The 15193-nt window shown below is 46.5% G+C and carries 18 protein-coding genes and 1 pseudogene; 16 read left to right on the top strand and 3 right to left on the bottom strand.

The window, feature by feature from the left end; all coding sequences use genetic code 11:
* Positions 1 to 18 precede the first annotated feature (18 nt).
* Complete coding sequence (locus QMA39_RS02205; RefSeq protein WP_206932377.1) at positions 19 to 759, bottom strand: SDR family oxidoreductase; 741 nt, start codon at positions 757 to 759, stop codon at positions 19 to 21.
* A gap of 154 nt (positions 760 to 913) precedes the next feature.
* On the opposite strand from QMA39_RS02205, the gene QMA39_RS02210 reads away from it, so the two are divergent.
* The 9 genes and pseudogenes from QMA39_RS02210 (at position 914) to QMA39_RS02250 (ending at position 7786) form a co-directional block, all read left to right on the top strand.
* Entirely contained in the window at positions 914 to 1450 is a 537-nt protein-coding gene (locus tag QMA39_RS02210; protein ID WP_281657892.1) for an HD domain-containing protein, read from the top strand.
* A 370-nt stretch (positions 1451 to 1820) separates the two neighbouring features.
* Positions 1821 to 1961, top strand: coding sequence for a hypothetical protein (locus QMA39_RS02215; RefSeq protein ID WP_156896440.1), 141 nt, complete (start codon positions 1821 to 1823; stop codon positions 1959 to 1961).
* 113 nt (positions 1962 to 2074) lie between these two features.
* Entirely contained in the window at positions 2075 to 2206 is a 132-nt protein-coding gene (locus QMA39_RS02220; RefSeq protein ID WP_277988072.1) for a hypothetical protein, read from the top strand.
* A gap of 117 nt (positions 2207 to 2323) precedes the next feature.
* Positions 2324 to 2452 (top strand): hypothetical protein, encoded by a 129-nt coding sequence (locus QMA39_RS02225; protein ID WP_277988073.1) that lies wholly within the window; start codon positions 2324 to 2326, stop codon positions 2450 to 2452.
* 223 nt (positions 2453 to 2675) lie between these two features.
* Positions 2676 to 2883, top strand: a pseudogene (locus tag QMA39_RS02230) (transposase); the annotation flags it as partial.
* A gap of 576 nt (positions 2884 to 3459) precedes the next feature.
* Positions 3460 to 4728, top strand: coding sequence for a gephyrin-like molybdotransferase Glp (gene glp / locus QMA39_RS02235; protein WP_027953985.1), 1269 nt, complete (start codon positions 3460 to 3462; stop codon positions 4726 to 4728).
* Between the two features lie 12 nt (positions 4729 to 4740).
* The gene (moaA, locus tag QMA39_RS02240; protein WP_281658366.1) at positions 4741 to 5754 is read left to right on the top strand and encodes a GTP 3',8-cyclase MoaA; all 1014 of its coding nucleotides are present in this window, start codon (positions 4741 to 4743) and stop codon (positions 5752 to 5754) included.
* A gap of 82 nt (positions 5755 to 5836) precedes the next feature.
* Entirely contained in the window at positions 5837 to 6262 is a 426-nt protein-coding gene (locus tag QMA39_RS02245; RefSeq protein WP_027953987.1) for a YwpF-like family protein, read from the top strand.
* Positions 6263 to 6427: 165 nt separating this feature from the next.
* A complete protein-coding gene (locus tag QMA39_RS02250; protein WP_281657893.1) occupies positions 6428 to 7786 on the top strand; it encodes a TrkH family potassium uptake protein in 1359 nt (452 codons plus the stop codon).
* A 335-nt stretch (positions 7787 to 8121) separates the two neighbouring features.
* Here QMA39_RS02250 and QMA39_RS02255 read toward each other — a convergent pair whose 3' ends face one another.
* Complete coding sequence (locus tag QMA39_RS02255) at positions 8122 to 8244, bottom strand: YjcZ family sporulation protein (RefSeq protein WP_084162986.1); 123 nt, start codon at positions 8242 to 8244, stop codon at positions 8122 to 8124.
* A 75-nt stretch (positions 8245 to 8319) separates the two neighbouring features.
* Positions 8320 to 8523, bottom strand: coding sequence for a hypothetical protein (locus QMA39_RS02260; RefSeq protein WP_027953989.1), 204 nt, complete (start codon positions 8521 to 8523; stop codon positions 8320 to 8322).
* A 263-nt stretch (positions 8524 to 8786) separates the two neighbouring features.
* On the opposite strand from QMA39_RS02260, the gene crtI (QMA39_RS02265) reads away from it, so the two are divergent.
* From crtI (QMA39_RS02265) to QMA39_RS02295, 7 genes are all read left to right on the top strand, one after another.
* The gene (crtI, locus tag QMA39_RS02265) at positions 8787 to 10271 is read left to right on the top strand and encodes a phytoene desaturase family protein (protein WP_206932384.1); all 1485 of its coding nucleotides are present in this window, start codon (positions 8787 to 8789) and stop codon (positions 10269 to 10271) included.
* Positions 10268 to 11743 (top strand): phytoene desaturase family protein, encoded by a 1476-nt coding sequence (gene crtI, locus QMA39_RS02270; RefSeq protein ID WP_281657894.1) that lies wholly within the window; start codon positions 10268 to 10270, stop codon positions 11741 to 11743. The genes crtI (QMA39_RS02265) and crtI (QMA39_RS02270) overlap by 4 nt, the downstream gene beginning before the upstream one ends.
* Positions 11744 to 11745: 2 nt before the next feature.
* A complete protein-coding gene (locus QMA39_RS02275) occupies positions 11746 to 12582 on the top strand; it encodes a phytoene/squalene synthase family protein (protein WP_027953992.1) in 837 nt (278 codons plus the stop codon).
* A gap of 68 nt (positions 12583 to 12650) precedes the next feature.
* Positions 12651 to 13055 carry a hypothetical protein gene (locus tag QMA39_RS02280; protein WP_027953993.1) on the top strand — a complete coding sequence of 135 codons (405 nt, stop codon included), beginning with the start codon at positions 12651 to 12653 and terminating at the stop codon, positions 13053 to 13055.
* Between the two features lie 108 nt (positions 13056 to 13163).
* On the top strand, positions 13164 to 13376 hold the full coding sequence (locus QMA39_RS02285) for a hypothetical protein (RefSeq protein ID WP_156896441.1): 213 nt from the start codon (positions 13164 to 13166) through the stop codon (positions 13374 to 13376).
* A 340-nt stretch (positions 13377 to 13716) separates the two neighbouring features.
* The gene (locus QMA39_RS02290; RefSeq protein ID WP_027953995.1) at positions 13717 to 14157 is read left to right on the top strand and encodes a nucleoside deaminase; all 441 of its coding nucleotides are present in this window, start codon (positions 13717 to 13719) and stop codon (positions 14155 to 14157) included.
* A gap of 199 nt (positions 14158 to 14356) precedes the next feature.
* Complete coding sequence (locus QMA39_RS02295) at positions 14357 to 15181, top strand: M55 family metallopeptidase (RefSeq protein WP_027953996.1); 825 nt, start codon at positions 14357 to 14359, stop codon at positions 15179 to 15181.
* The last annotated feature ends 12 nt before the right edge of the window (positions 15182 to 15193 follow it).

A 15193-nucleotide genomic window follows, 5' to 3' on the forward strand; every position in this document is an offset into this window, starting at 1 on the left:
TACTAAACATCGACGCGTTTACTCTTCATATATCATTTTCCGTGTCATTCCACCATCTACCACAAGGTTTTCCCCATTCACAAAATCGTTCTCCGGATCGGTCAGGTAAAAGCAGGCTTTCGCCACATCCATCGTCCGGCCAACGCGATTGGATAAATGCTGGAGGTGGTCCGCTTCTGTCAGCTCCTCCCGGCCGGTGTGGATCCAGCCAGGGCTGATGCAGTTGACCCGGATGGACCACGGTGACAGGGAAGAGGCCATGGCATGAGTCAGTGCTGTAATGCCGCCTTTGCTGGCTGCATAGGCTTCTGAGTCCGGTTCACTCATCAAAGCTCTCGTGGAAGCCATATTTACGATTCTTCCTTTCGTCCCATTCTTTTTCCAAAGAGCTGCAGCGAGCTTGGAAAAGAGAAATACGCTGCGGAGGTTGGTATTCAGTACCCGGTCCCAATCGTCCACAGACAACTCGAACATGGATGTGAAAGTGCTTTCCCCAGCATTATTGATAAGGATCGAAAAGGAACGGCTGTCTTCATTCAACTGTTGAAAAAGCTCCGCTGTACTATCCGGGTCACTGACATCACAATAGTAAAAAGCGCCTCTTCCGCCCGGGAGACTTTCGAGTGCTTCTTTTCCTTTTTCCCGGTCCTTATCCACCCCGATGACCTGAAAGCCTTTTTCCGCATAAAATCTTGCTGTTCCAAAACCAATACCGTCTGCCGCACCTGTGATCAGGACGGTTTCATTCCGTTCGCTCATGGGTTGTCCACCTTTTTCTCTAGATTGGAATAGCTTTTCAGCCTTGTTCAAAAGCAAGCCTCATGATAAGCTTTTTTTTAACAAAAGAATGCACGTTCTCTCCCGTATAGACCACCCCATCTGGGAGAGACTGGAAATTGACGGAGGTGATCGTATGACTCGTGTTACCCTTGTAGATGTATTTAAGCACAGAATAACACAAAAGTATCTTCAACGCTCAGGCATCCATCACGCGGTCACCGTAGCAGGTTATGCGTTTGATATGGCAGTTGAAAAAGGAGTGGATCCAGATCTTGCAGCGAAATCAGCTCTGCTTCATGATATGGGGCACTATGAATGGTACAGGGATGGGAAATGGGATTATGATGAATACCGCCGTCATGACATCCATGCCATAAAAGGTGCAGAGAGAGCTCATAAACTGCTGATCCGGCTTGGAGAAGACCGGCTGACCGCGAAGGAAGTATCCGTCGCTGTTCTTCTGCATACGGACAGCTACCTTCCGTTTGGACTGGATGAAAAAAGAACCCCGCTCCAGCAGGTGGTCGCGAAGGCCGATGAAAAAGATGAACAGCCGATGGGGCTGCATCATTATAAGGAAATGGATAAAAGTGAAGCATTGAAACGCCTGCACGAACTGGACCAGAAAATCGAAGCCTCTTTCGATGAGAGGAATCCTGAATCTGTATAAAGCATTTCAGAAAAGTCAAATGATTTACACAAAAAAGGTTTACAATTGGAAAAAGGTCCTATATACTTTCCATTGTAAGAAAAAATTCTCAGAAAGCGAGGTCGGAAATCATGAAAAACACAATGACGGTTTACCTGAATAATTTCATACCATCGACCTGCGCTCGGAATCATATCTGAGACCAACGACTATTTTACCTACAATGAATCATGATAGCCGCAGGAGGTGCATATTGTATTCCTGTGGCTTTTTTAATGGATTTGAATGTTGAAAAGCCGCAGCCCTCCTGCGGCTTTTTCTTATGCTGTCAAAGAGTAATTTTACTCTTTTGATATAAAATTACACTATATTTATGAAGGAGTTGAAAACTATGACGATTCATTTTTTTCTGTTTACGATTCATGTAACCAAAAAGACACAGCAGCGGCTGCAGCCGCTTCCCGGGTACCACCCCACAGTCAAAGACGAATGGCTCGACCGTAAATCATCCGCTTTTAACCGCTACGTGTAAAAACAAGAAGGAGGAGAATAAACAATGACACAAACATTCAAGATGGTCTTCATGAGCTGGTTCAATGCGGAGAAGGATACGGATTAGCCTCATTACAAAGAGGAGGTAGAACGATGAGATTAAATATGCTGATGTTTACGATTGTTATTGAACGGACCAGTCGTAAAAACGTTGATCATTCCATCCAACGTGCCCGCACGATTGGGAAAAAGATCAATGATGTGAAATCCAAATACCACATATAGAAAAAACCCCTGCCCAGCAGGGGTTTTTTCTATAGTGTGCCTGGCAGTGAATCCTGATTTTAACATCATATTGAAGTGTAGTGCGGTGAAGAATAAGGACGATGGGAGGGAGTCGAGATGGCTTCAGGGAATAAGAAACTTGCTGAAACAGGCAAAAAGAAACAGGCAGAACGTAAACGAGGACGTGGTAAAGACCAGGGTGAAACAGCCGTGAACCACGTAGTCAATGTCTATGATCCCATCTAACTGAAAAATGACAGCACGAGCTGTCCGGAGGAAGTCGGGAAATTTCCCGACTTCCTTTTTCTTATGGATAAACAATAAAAACAAGGCTGTCGAGAAAGTCTCGACAGCCTTGTTTTTTTCTGATTTCTTTTATTTTTCACCTTGTTCATTTGATATCCTAAAAATTAGAATCTGTATAAGCGGTGATTTTTTGTTTCAGTCAAGAATAGAGCGACAAAATGGAATGGAAATCGCAACTATAGAAGAGCTTGTCTCGGAAAATCACTTACTCCGTAAGATCAACCAATACCTAGATTTCTCTTGTATCCCCCGAAAAAGTACGTCCCCGCTATTCTGAAGACAATGGGATTCCTTCCCTTGGTCCTCATGTATTATTCAAAATGATGTTCATCGGTTATTTTTATGGCATCCGTTCCGAACGTGATTTACAATGACAGATTTAAACTAATGTTGCTTCGATGTTAAAAAAACCCCAAGGAGCGAAAGCCCCTTCCACTCCTGCGGAAGAACGAGTGGTCCGAGATCGCCGAGCGTGGGTTTTGCGAGGAAGCTCGGGCGCTCGTCCGCGGAAAGGGAAGGGGCTTTCGCTCCTGGCGGTAAGAAAGAAAAAAGCTTGTAAAGAAACAGGGGTTTCTCTACAAGCTGCCAAGGGATTTTGTTATTCTTCCGTGAAGTCTGGACAGGCGTGCCTCATCGTACACGTTATTGATGATCTCTTTGAATTTTTATAGGTGACGGGTAATCCTTTATGGAACACCTTTCACCGTATCCTGTCCGGGGGGCTTATCGGTGGATACATCCGCAGCAGGCCCGTCACTCCAAAACGCTTCCATATTCGATTCTTTGCGTAACGTCCATGAGAAGAACATGTGCTGTCCTTATGTTTCAGAGTCGTCTGTAAAGGGAAAAAATGATTACATTCGACAATCTTTGAAAAAGTTGGAAAAATGCTTTATGTTCTAAGGAGAGTATCCATTTTACTGGGTGACAGAAAGGAAAGAAAACATATGGCACATTTACATAGAACACCTCTTCCCGTCCCTGAAGCAGTGGAAAGAGTAATGCAGTACAAACGGAAGGGCGGAGTAGAAAGGAAACACCTTCATGAAAGTGGTGGACGAGTGCTGGCAGAAGATGTATCTGCCACTCATGCCGTACCTCCTTTTCATAAATCCCCTTACGACGGATTTGCCTTGTGCTCAGCGGATACAAAAGACCTGTCCCGTGAAAATCCGGGAACGTTCCGGGTTATTGAAACGGTGGCTGCAGGACACCGGGCTTCAAGGGAACTGCGGCCGGGGGAGGCCGTCAGAATTATGACAGGTGCTGAAATCCCACAGGGGGCGGACTGCGTAGCTATGTTCGAAATCTGCACCACTGGGGAGGATCAAACAGGGCACCCGGTTATGACGCTCAAGAGGAGGATGGATGCATGGCAGAATGTGATCCAGAAGGGTTCGGAAACAGAGCAGGGAGAAGTGCTCGTACCGGAAGGATCTAAAATTAACCCGGGTGTGCGAGCCCTGCTGGCGACGTTCGGCTATTCTGAAATCAGCGTATATAAGAAACCCTTGGTAGGTGTTTTTGCCACAGGTACAGAACTCCTTGAAGTGGATGAACCTATGGAACCTGGGAAAATCCGCAATTCCAATGCATCTATGATTCAGGCCCAGCTGGAGAGGTCCGGAGCAGCTTGTACATACTTAGGAAAACTGGATGATGATTTTGACTCGTGCTATGAAGCGGTATCCAGCGCTCTTGGAGATTACGATGTATTGATTACAACGGGGGGCGTCTCTGTCGGGGATTATGACCTGATGCCGGACATATACGAAAAACTGGGTGCGGAAGTTCTATTCAATAAGGTGGCGATGAGACCAGGGAGTGTCACAACTGTCGCTGAGCATCACGGAAAAGTGCTGTATGGACTGAGTGGAAATCCTTCAGCCTGCTATGTCGGGTATGAATTATTTGCCCATCCGATCCTTCAGCATTTTATGGGGAACACACGTCCTTATCACACCCGGGTGCAGGCAGTTCTTGGTCAGGATTTCAAGAAAGCCAATCCATTTATGAGGTTCGTCCGTGGGAAACTGCACTACGAAGAGGGAAAGGTCGTCGTTTATCCCGCCGGCATGGATAAATCAGCCGTTGTGACCTCACTGGCCCATACCGATGTGTTCATCGTCTTAAGAGGCGGTACAAGGGGGTACAGCAAAGGGGACATGGTGGAAGCCGTCCTTTTGGAAGACCAGACGGGTCAAACACAATTTTAAAGGGGTGATCCTATCGATTCCCGTATCATAGACCGACTAGGAAGGCCGATTAAAGATCTGCGGATATCTGTTATTGATAAATGCAATTTCCGCTGCAGCTATTGTATGCCTGCCGAGATTTTTGGACCGGATTATCTATTTATGCCGGAAAAAGAGCGGCTTAGCTTTGATGAGATCATACGTCTTGTACACATCTTTGCCCAATTCGGTGTCGAAAAGATCCGCCTGACCGGAGGGGAACCTCTGCTCAGAAAGGATTTGGATGTACTCATCCGCCGTATCCGGGAAATTGACGGAATCAAAGATATCGCCTTGACGACGAATGCGGTTATGCTTGTGAAACAGGCAGAAAAATTGAAGGCGTCAGGACTTGACCGGGTAAATATCAGTCTTGACGCCATTGAAGATGAAGTGTTCAAGAAAACCAACGGCAGAGGGGTTCATACGGATCCGGTCCTTCGTGGAATTGAAGCTGCGAGAAAGGCTGGACTGGGAATTAAAATAAACATGGTTGTAAAAAACGGAATGAATGAAGATCAGATTCTTCCGATGGCCCGCTACTTTAAAAAGACAGGGGACAACCTTCGATTCATTGAATTCATGGAAGTCGGAAACCATAATGGATGGAATATGGATGCCGTCGTATCAAAAAAAGCAATCGTGGATGCTATTCATGAGGAGATGCCGTTAATTCCGGCAGAAGCTAATTATTACGGAGAAGTGGCCTCCCGTTATCAATATGAGGATGGAGCAGGAGAAATCGGCATCATTTCATCGGTTACTGAAGCATTCTGCTCCAGCTGCACGAGAGCCCGTTTGTCAGCAGACGGGCAGTTGTACACCTGCCTGTTTGCGGATTCAGGATACGATCTTCGTGGACGGCTGCGGGAGGATTGGAGTGACGAGGACCTGACCGATTATTTGATGGCTGTATGGGAAGGACGTGCCGATCAATACTCGGCCGACAGGGCCCGGGGAAAACCGATGAAAGAGCGGAAAATTGAAATGTCCTACATCGGCGGATAGAAAAAAGTAAGATTCAGGCTTTTCTCACCCCCTGCTTTTCCTCTATAATGAGTTATAATGATGAATCCCGGAGGTCATTCGGATGAAAACCTTTAAATTGATTTCGTTGGACATTGTCGAAGAGAAGAACGAAGACATTACGCAGCGGAGAATCAAGCTGCAGGATGGTTTAATTATCAACCGTGAAGATGATCACGGGCGCTGGGTGATTGAAGCCTATATGGATAGCAGCTACCGTTCCTTTTTTGAGGATATGTACCGGAACGGGGATGAGATTATTATCCAGGCGAAGATTACGAAACAGACGAACCGTCCCGCTACGTTTATGGTCAAACCGATTGATTTTAATGAAATTGGTGGTTCAATGAATGTCATTTTCATGGGAACGATGATGGACCGTCAACAGGAACAGGTTGAAAAAGTGCTCAAACAGCTGCTTGATGAAGGGTATCAAGGGGATGATCTGTTGGAGCAGTTCAAGCAGAAAGGCAGCGAATCGAAAGCTTAATTGAACGGACAGAGGCGTCTGGGATCCCCCAGACGCCTTCTATGTGCTCCTTTTATCAGCTTTTGTAAATTCATAAATCATGGAAGTATTATGTCGATTATCCTGCTATACTATGAATGATGGTCATCATCGAACAGAAAAAGCAGCATCAAAAGGAGTTTTAGTATGTGGGTGAGAAGAAAAGGCCTGCGATGGCTTAACGATTTAACACCATTTCAGTTGATTGCAGTGTATTACCTGCTCGCTGTGACCATATCTTCCATCTTAATCGCTCTGCCTGTAGCTCACCAGGACGGCGTGAAGTTGGACTTTATTGATATATTATTTACAGCTGTCAGTGCTGTCAGCGTAACAGGGTTGACGACAGTTCCTACAGCCGAGACATTCAGTACACCGGGCATTTTCATCCTCGCAATCGTCCTGCAGCTTGGCGGGATCGGAGTCATGACGCTTGGAACACTGATCTGGCTTGTCCTCGGGAAGAAGATCGGCCTGAAGGAACGGCGTTTGATCATGACCGATCAGAATCAGACGTCCTTCCAGGGAATGGTACGGCTTGTGAAGGAAATTGTCCTCGTTGTGCTTTTAATCGAATTGATTGGATTTTTAGTGCTGGGGACGTACTACCTCCAGTATTTCGATCCCGGGGAAGCTTATCTTCAAGGATTTTTCGGGACGATCAGTGCCATGACCAACGGTGGTTTTGACATTACAGGGCAGTCACTCGTTATCTTTAAGGACGACTACTTTGTCCAGTTCATTAATATGATTTTAATTATAGCAGGGGCGATCGGCTTTCCCGTCTTAATTGAAGTAAAGCAGTACCTCCTCCAAAACCAGGAGGAGAAAACGATTCGTTTTTCCTTGTTTGCCAAGCTTACAACCCTGACATTTTTTGTCTTGGTTGTGTTCGGCACAATCATGATTGTCCTGCTTGAATTCAATCATTTCTTTGCTGGTAAGACATGGCATGAAATATTCTTTTATGCGCTCTTTCAATCCGTCACCACACGGAGCGGTGGCTTATCCACGCTGGATATCAACCAGTTTACAGAGCAGACCCAGTTGTTCATGTCCTCGCTGATGTTTATCGGTGCGTCTCCAAGCAGTGTCGGAGGCGGGATTCGAACGACGACCTTTGCACTCGTAGTCATTTTTGTGCTCACTTTTGCCCGCGGAGGAAATAACATCCGTATTTTCCGTCGTGAGGTTCATCCAGCAGACTTGAATAAAGCTGTAGTCGTTTTGATTGTTGCTTTATTTGTCTGCCTGAGCGCTGTGATTACACTAACGATTACAGAACCATTTACTCTGAATGAACTTGTGTTTGAAGTAACATCGGCATTCGGAACAGTCGGGTTGTCCCTCGGGATCACCCCTGGAATGACAACGTTCGGAAAGTGTGTGTTAATGCTCCTTATGTTCTTAGGAAGAATAGGTCTGTTGACATTCTTATTTACGTTCCAGAAAAATGATGCCAGGGGAAATTACCATTATCCGAGAGAAAGAATCATCATTGGATAAAAAAATATGAGTATGGCTGGGGCATTCAAATTCATCGTGCCCGGTGGAAGAACAGGTTCAAAGCCGGATTCAAGCTCTACTCCTGTTCTTTATGGAAACCGTGGAAATCGTCCACGGCACCGATCATGCAGCAGGAAGCTGTTCCCAACGAACACGGTTTTGATGCTGCAGAAAATGACAAAGAACACAGCGCGTGGGCTGTGTTCTTTTTTAATAAGGTATAGGATGAGTCTGGAGAAAGGGGACAGGGAGATGACGTACCCTCCTGTTCCCGAACTTTCTTTTCAGACCGGCCAGGCCGCCTGATCTCACTCCGGCAGTTTATGACCAACCCATCAGCAGTAAAACGCTGCACCTACAATAATAAGCAGGATGAACAATACGACGATTAAAGCAAAGTTGTTGCGGTAGCAAGGTCTGTGGCATTGTCTTCCTCCGTAAGGATAGCCTCCGTACATAAGCTCACCTCCTGTTGTTACATTCGTAGCCTATGCAGAGGAAGGCTCTTGTGTATGGTCATTCACCCAGAAAGGTCAGTTCATAAATGTCGGTGGAGATAACTTCGTAATGCTGCTCCTTTGATGAAGGGCATCAGCCTGCTGCGTCTGCTGATGGCTGCATTGGTCGAGTTCTTCGCACCAGTGGTTTATCTGTTCATTGTTATACTGGTTATGGGGCGGATGCTGAGTCGAATGAGAAGGGTAATAAGGTCCCGAAATTCTTTGGTTTGCATACATAGATAGTCCTCCTTCGGCTGTATTTTTCCCATAACTCATGATTTTATCCAGTTTAAATCGGTTGAGGAGAAGGTTTTTTGACACATGTGTCGAAAATTATTAATGTGAATGCTCTTATGTAGGTTATAGAACAACGAAGAAGGGTACATCATGTGTATAGGAAAAAAGGCCGGCACATTGAAGAAGTGCAATGAATAGCCGGCTTTGTACATATTTTGTATAATGATTGCACAACAGATGTCACATAAGAGAAGGTGAACGTAATGAAAAAGATCGCTGTGATTGGTGCAGGGCCCGGAGGGCTTGCATCGGCTATGATCTTAGCCGCAAAAGGGTACGACGTAAACGTTTATGAAAAACAGCCGTTTGTAGGAGGAAGAAACGGTCATTTTTCTTTAGGAGAATATACGTTTGATATAGGACCGACATTTTTAAGTATGCCGCAGATCATGGAGGAGATCTTTGAGATGTCAGGGAGGAACGTCCATGATTATCTCGATTTAAAAGAACTGGCACCAATGTATGAGCTGCAGTTTGATGGGAAACGCATCCCGATGTATCGCGATCGGAAGAAGATGATCGAGGTCATCCAGAAACATTTCCCTGGAAATGAACACGGGTATGAGCGGTTTATGGAGGAGACAGGGGAGAAGATGCAGGCGCTGATGCCGCTGCTGCAGACGAAGCATAACCGTCTGACGGACTATGTTTCCAAACGGGCGCTGAAAGCCCTGCCGAAGTTGTCACTCGGAAAATCGGTGTACGATGTCCTCTCCGACTACTTTACGGATGAAAAGTTGAAAATAGCTTTCACATTCCAGGCGAAATATCTCGGCATGTCTCCGTGGGAATGCCCTGGAGCTTTTTCCATTCTATCGTACATGGAACACGAATGGGGCGTTTATCATCCCATTGGAGGCGTGAACCAGCTGTCGAAAGCGATGGCCGCAGTTACAGAAGAACACGGTGGGAAAATCCATTTGAACAGTGGAGTAAAACGCATCCATACAGACCATAACTCCATTTCGAGCCTGGAACTGGATTCCGGAGAAATTGTTAAGGCGGACGAATACATCATCAACGCCGATTTTGCCGAAGCAATGACGAAACTCGTTGATGACGGCGTCCTCCGCAAGCATTCGAAGAAGAAGCTTGAGAACAAAAAATTCTCCTGTTCCACTTTTATGATCTATGTCGGACTGGACAAAAAGTATGAAATGCCCCATCACACGATTCTGTTCGCCGAAGATTACAAGAAGAATGTGGAGGAAATGACCAAAGACCTCGTTCTATCCGATGAACCGTCCATCTATATTCATAACGCCAGTGTCACGGATGATACACTGGCTCCTGAAGGTCATTCGGCTGTTTACATTCTGGCCCCAGTACCGAACAATTATTCTGAAATCGACTGGGAGGATAAGGAAGATACCTTTAAACAGTTGGTCTTTGACGAAATAGAAGCGAAAACCGGTTTCTCAGATATTCGGGATCATATCGTCGTGGAAAAAGTTCTGACACCGAAACAATGGGAAACAGACCATTTTGTTCATCAGGGAGCTACGTTCAGCCTTGGTCACCAACTGTCGCAGATGATGTACTTCCGCCCTCACAACCGATTCCAGGAGCTGGATCACTGCTGGCTTGTGGGAGGAGGAACGCACCCGGGAAGCGGTCTTCCTACGATTTTGGAATCGGCACGAATCACTACCGGATGGATCACAGAGAAAGAGGTGGAGCCGGTATGAGACGTACAGCCATTGTCGGAGGAGGAATAGGCGGACTTGTGACCGCTTTATACTTGTCCAAACAGGAAGAGCGGCACGTGTCGATTTTTGAGAAAAACGATTTTCTAGGCGGCCGTTTAACTTATGAGCGCCATGGCAGTTTCAAGATTGACCAGGGCCCGACCATCGTCCTTCTGCCCGAAATGCTGCTCACTATTATGGAGGAGGCGGGAATTCCGAGAGAGGAAATTCCTATGGAACCGTGTGATCCGTTATATCATATTCACTTTAAAGATGGGTCCACCTATACGAAACATAGAGATCCAGCTCTTCAGAAGGAAGAACTGGAAGCGAAATTTCCAGGCAATGAACAGCATTTCGACCGGTTCCTGCAGGACATGAAAACAAGGTTCCTCCAGGGAAAAGCACAGTTTCTTGAAAAATCTTTTGTTGAGAAACGGACGTTCTTTTCACGGAAGAACATCAAAACGCTGATGAAGCTGAAAGCTTATCAAAATGTAAAGAAGATGATGCGGACGTATTTCGACGATGAACGTCTTGTAGAAGCCTACACACTCCAGACGCTGTACATCGGCGGTCATCCCGAGCAGTCTCCTGCAATGTATTCGCTCGTTTCCTACAGTGAGCATGAACATGGGATCTGGTATGTCAAAGGAGGGTACGCCCACCTTGTGGAAATCATTCAGAAGGAATTGGAACGCCGCGGTGTTTCGATACACACGAATGCAGAAGTGAGCCATGTGGAGGTGGAGGGAGGAGAAGCTTCTTCCATTACCGTCAATGGAGAAACACGTTCTTTTGATGAATATATCCTGAATGGTGATTTTCCATTAATGGATAAACTGATGCCGGAGAAGAAGCGTCTGAATAGAAAATATACGGCTTCATCCGGATGTCTCCTCCTCTATATGGGTCTTGACCGGATTTATCAAAACAACACGATGCACCAGTTTTTTATGACGTCCGATTTCGACCATCATATGAAACAGGTATTTATGGATAAAGTGCTGCCTGACGAACCATCCTTTTATACGTTCCACCCTTCCATTATCGACGGCTCCCTGGCTCCGGAAGGAAAAGGGGTATTGTATACGCTGATTCCAGTACCGGCTGGAAAGGACGTGGACTGGAACGGAAAAGAAGCATTGATCGAGCACGTGCTGGATGAAATGGAGGCTCGTGGTTTCCCTGAACTTCGAAACCATATCGAATGGATGCGTGTCCGTTCTCCGGAGGAAGCGGCAAGAGACGGTTTGTTTGAAGGCGGCAGTTTCGGGATTGCCCCTACCCTGTTCCAATCCGGCGTATTCCGACCACAGCTTCAGCCTTATCCGGTCAGGAATGTATATGCCGTCGGAGCGTCTGTCCACCCCGGCGGTGGTGTCCCTATTGTCATGCAGGGAGCAAAATTATTGGCAGATTATTTGCAATATGGGTCCAAAAAAAGGCATAATTACAAGCGAGGTGTTTAATGATGACGGATTTGAATCAAGCATACCATCATTGTCGAAGGATTATTGAAGAACATTCCAAGACATTTTCCAAAGCATTCGCTATGCTGCCCAGGCAGCAGAAAAAGGCTGTCTGGGCCATTTATGCTTTCTGCCGGCGTGTAGATGATATTGTTGATGAAGGGACGAACCCGAAAGCGGAGCTGGAGGCGTTCGCCTTTGAATTTGACCAATTCCTTGAGGGAAAGCTTGAGCTGAATGATCCGTGCTGGCTCGCTCTGGACGACGTTTTCCGACGTTTCTCTATAGATCCCGACCCATACTACGATATGATCAAGGGCCAACGGATGGACCTGTATCCGACCTTAATTGAGACGAAGGAAGATCTTCTTGATTACTGCTATCATGTAGCGAGTACGGTTGGTCTGATGCTTCTGCCTGTTATTGCTCCCGGGCGTACAGCTTCTTTAAGGCAGGGGGCTGTTGAACTCGGTTATGCGATGCAGTTGACCAACATCCTGCGGGATATAGGAGAAGATGTGGAAATTGACCGCGTATACTTACCAACACAAGTCATGGAATCCTATGGCTATACCTCTCTGGACCTGGAGAATGGAAGGGTGAATGACGCTTTCATACAAATGTGGGAGGACCTGGCTCATGATGCAGAAACCTATTATGAGAGGGCTTTGAAAACCATCCCGGATTATCCGGTTTATTCCAGAGCTCCTGTCGGGGGAGCGGCGAAGATGTATCGTGCGATCCTTCCCACCGTTCGAAAAAATGATTACCAAGTGTTCGGCCGCCGGAATTACGTTTCGGACAAGCAGAAGAAGCAGATCATTGCAGAAATGCAGTGATGCTGCTTCTTTTTTTATGTAGGAAAGGATCTTCGTATGCCCGCATAAGCTGGTAGAGGGGAATCCGAGTGAGAATATTATCGATAGTCAGTGCCCTGCTTCTCATTTGCTGGGGAATCAGTTTCTGGATGCAGAAAAAACAGGATGGGCACAAAAAGAAAAGCCGCGGTCTGCGGTGGTTGGAGAAAGTCCGTCTGATGGAACAGTTGTGGGAACCGGTCAAGGAAATTAAAGGGATATCCGTTGCACCGCCTTTAAGAATTGTTGCCGTACACACCCGCCTTACTGACGCTGAAGCTATCCGAAGGCTGAAAACAGCATGGCTGATGGACTGGCGGTATGAAGGAAAAGGTCTGGTGACAGAGTCAAACTCTGTGCTTTTTTACTATGAAGATGGACGTCCGTACTGGGCCTTTCATGAGCTGTGGGGAAATTCTGGAACTGGTAATACAGTAGAAGGCTGTCGTGATTAGCAGCGGGAAAAGGAATGACCGCTGCTTTTTTTATAGGACAAGACTGGATTGACATAGAAAAGGGGGATCTATATGATGGTTGTGTTATGGATAGCAGGAGGCTTATTCGTGTCAGGACTATGCTTACATAAGATATTGAAGAATCTTCTTGTTTTATGGATCTCTGCTATCATAATCGGCTTAGCATGCGGGGCCGTTGCTTCTGCCGGTATTCCGGGACCGCTTCTGTTGGCCTCCTATGGGATGATCTTTCTTACCGGCGCAGGGGTGTCAGGCGGCATCCGTTCTGCGGTCGATTGGACAAAAAGGGAAAGCGGATGATTCATCCGCCGGGGCGTCCGCAGGTATAGTTTTCTATAATATAGCAGATACTTGTAACTATGATCTGTTGTTTATAGAAAGGAGCGTCCTGATGCAGGAGAAGTATTTGATCTACTATCAGGCAAAGTCTGGTGTAGTCAAACGTGTTCCCGTATTTGCTGCTCACCGGGAACAAGCCCGGGAAAGCCATTTAAGAAAGTTTCCTGAAACTAAAATTACACACATCCGATTACTTTAGAAAAGAGACGAAAACCATACGTCTCTTTTTTTTAATGGGTGGTGAAGGGCATGAAAGGGAACACCTGAAGGGATAAAAGGACTAGACAGGAGGCATTGGAAAATGACAAAAGATGAAGAGTTGATTCAGCGGGCGCTTATAATAGCCGTCCGTTCTAAAAAACAAGGAAATGCGCCGTTTGGTGCCCTTCTAGCGAAAGAGGGTACTGTTATTATGGAGGAAGGAAACCAGGTGCATACAAACACTGATCCCACCCATCATGCCGAGCTTGCCTTAATCCGGCGGTTCTGCCGCGAAACAGGGGTGACAGACTTGAGTGAGTATACCTTGTACTCAAGCTGTGAGCCGTGCGCCATGTGCGCTGGTGCCATCGTGTTTGCCGGCGTCCGCCGGGTGGTATACAGCGCTTCAAATAAGCAGATGGCTGAGAAGACAGGCGGGGGAATCATGGTGCCCTGTCAAGACGTTTTCAAAAAGAGCCCCCATCATCCATCGGTGAAAGGGAACGTGTTGAATCGAGAAGGAATAGAGCTTTTTGATTAAAAACCGTCGGAAAATCCGGCGGTTTTTTTTCATCCCTTTTTGTCGAACACCGGCTGTTTTGCCATGGATTCGACGTATTCTGCGGTTTGAAATATTATTTCATAGTTCGTTTTCCATCTTGAAATTTTCCCTTTTTATTGGTAAAGTTATGAGAAAATTAGAAATATTAACACATAATGACTGAGGAGGAAAGAACTGTATGAAGCTGTATCTTTCTGTCGACATGGAGGGAATTACAGGGGTTCCCGATCACACCTTTGTCGATTCGTCCAAACACAATTATGAACGCGCCAGGAAAATCATGACACAGGAAACGAATCATGTGATTGAAGAAGCGTTTCGAAAGGGGGCCACAGAGATTCTCGTCAACGACAGTCATTCGAAAATGAATAACCTGCTCATTGATGAAATCCATCCGGATGTGTCGCTTATTACAGGAAGCGTGAAACCTTATTCCATGGTTCAGGGACTTGATGCGGGCTTCGATGGCGCGATATTTATCGGCTATCACGCAAGAGCTGCTCAAAAAGGGGTGCTTTCCCATTCCATGACGTTTGGTGTGCGGAACTTTTTCATTAACGACAATCCCGTAGGGGAACTGGGCCTTAATGCTTTGATGGCCGGCTACTACGGCGTGCCCGTCTTGATGGTGGCTGGTGATGATTGTGCAGCAGCTGAAGCGGAAGACCTGGTTCCGAACATCGTGACCGCACCTGTGAAAGAAACCATCTCCCGTACAGCTGTGAAAAGCCTCACACCGAAAAAAGCCGGTGAGCTGCTCCGGGATCGGACTGCTCTGGCCATAGACAAACGGGCGGAAATAAAGCCGCTCCCATCACCGGACACCCCTGAATTGAAAATTGAATTCATGAACTATGGACAGGCAGAATGGGCCCATTTGATGCCGGGAACCAAGCTTGAATCAGATTCAACAACGGTCCGTTTCAAGGCAGCCCACCTATTGGAAGCCTACCAGGCGATGCTCGTCATGACAGAACTTGCGATGCAGGCGACATCAAGCTGAGGGGAGGAAAAA

Source organism: Halobacillus sp. Cin3 (assembly GCF_947311855.1).
Classification (GTDB): Bacteria; Bacillota; Bacilli; order Bacillales; family Halobacillaceae; genus Halobacillus; species Halobacillus kuroshimensis.

Excerpts from the sequence above, each read along its gene's own strand:
- QMA39_RS02205 (WP_206932377.1), bottom strand. The coding sequence starts at position 759 with ATGAGCGAACGGAATGAAACCGTCCTGATCACAGGTGCGGCAGACGGT.
- QMA39_RS02210 (WP_281657892.1), top strand. The coding sequence starts at position 914 with ATGACTCGTGTTACCCTTGTAGATGTATTTAAGCACAGAATAACACAA.
- QMA39_RS02215 (WP_156896440.1), top strand. The coding sequence starts at position 1,821 with ATGACGATTCATTTTTTTCTGTTTACGATTCATGTAACCAAAAAGACA.
- QMA39_RS02220 (WP_277988072.1), top strand. The coding sequence starts at position 2,075 with ATGAGATTAAATATGCTGATGTTTACGATTGTTATTGAACGGACCAGT.
- QMA39_RS02225 (WP_277988073.1), top strand. The coding sequence starts at position 2,324 with ATGGCTTCAGGGAATAAGAAACTTGCTGAAACAGGCAAAAAGAAACAG.
- glp (WP_027953985.1), top strand. The coding sequence starts at position 3,460 with ATGGCACATTTACATAGAACACCTCTTCCCGTCCCTGAAGCAGTGGAA.
- QMA39_RS02245 (WP_027953987.1), top strand. The coding sequence starts at position 5,837 with ATGAAAACCTTTAAATTGATTTCGTTGGACATTGTCGAAGAGAAGAAC.
- QMA39_RS02250 (WP_281657893.1), top strand. The coding sequence starts at position 6,428 with ATGTGGGTGAGAAGAAAAGGCCTGCGATGGCTTAACGATTTAACACCA.
- QMA39_RS02255 (WP_084162986.1), bottom strand. The coding sequence starts at position 8,244 with ATGTACGGAGGCTATCCTTACGGAGGAAGACAATGCCACAGACCTTGC.
- QMA39_RS02260 (WP_027953989.1), bottom strand. The coding sequence starts at position 8,523 with ATGTATGCAAACCAAAGAATTTCGGGACCTTATTACCCTTCTCATTCG.
- crtI (WP_206932384.1), top strand. The coding sequence starts at position 8,787 with ATGAAAAAGATCGCTGTGATTGGTGCAGGGCCCGGAGGGCTTGCATCG.
- crtI (WP_281657894.1), top strand. The coding sequence starts at position 10,268 with ATGAGACGTACAGCCATTGTCGGAGGAGGAATAGGCGGACTTGTGACC.
- QMA39_RS02275 (WP_027953992.1), top strand. The coding sequence starts at position 11,746 with ATGACGGATTTGAATCAAGCATACCATCATTGTCGAAGGATTATTGAA.
- QMA39_RS02290 (WP_027953995.1), top strand. The coding sequence starts at position 13,717 with ATGACAAAAGATGAAGAGTTGATTCAGCGGGCGCTTATAATAGCCGTC.
- QMA39_RS02295 (WP_027953996.1), top strand. The coding sequence starts at position 14,357 with ATGAAGCTGTATCTTTCTGTCGACATGGAGGGAATTACAGGGGTTCCC.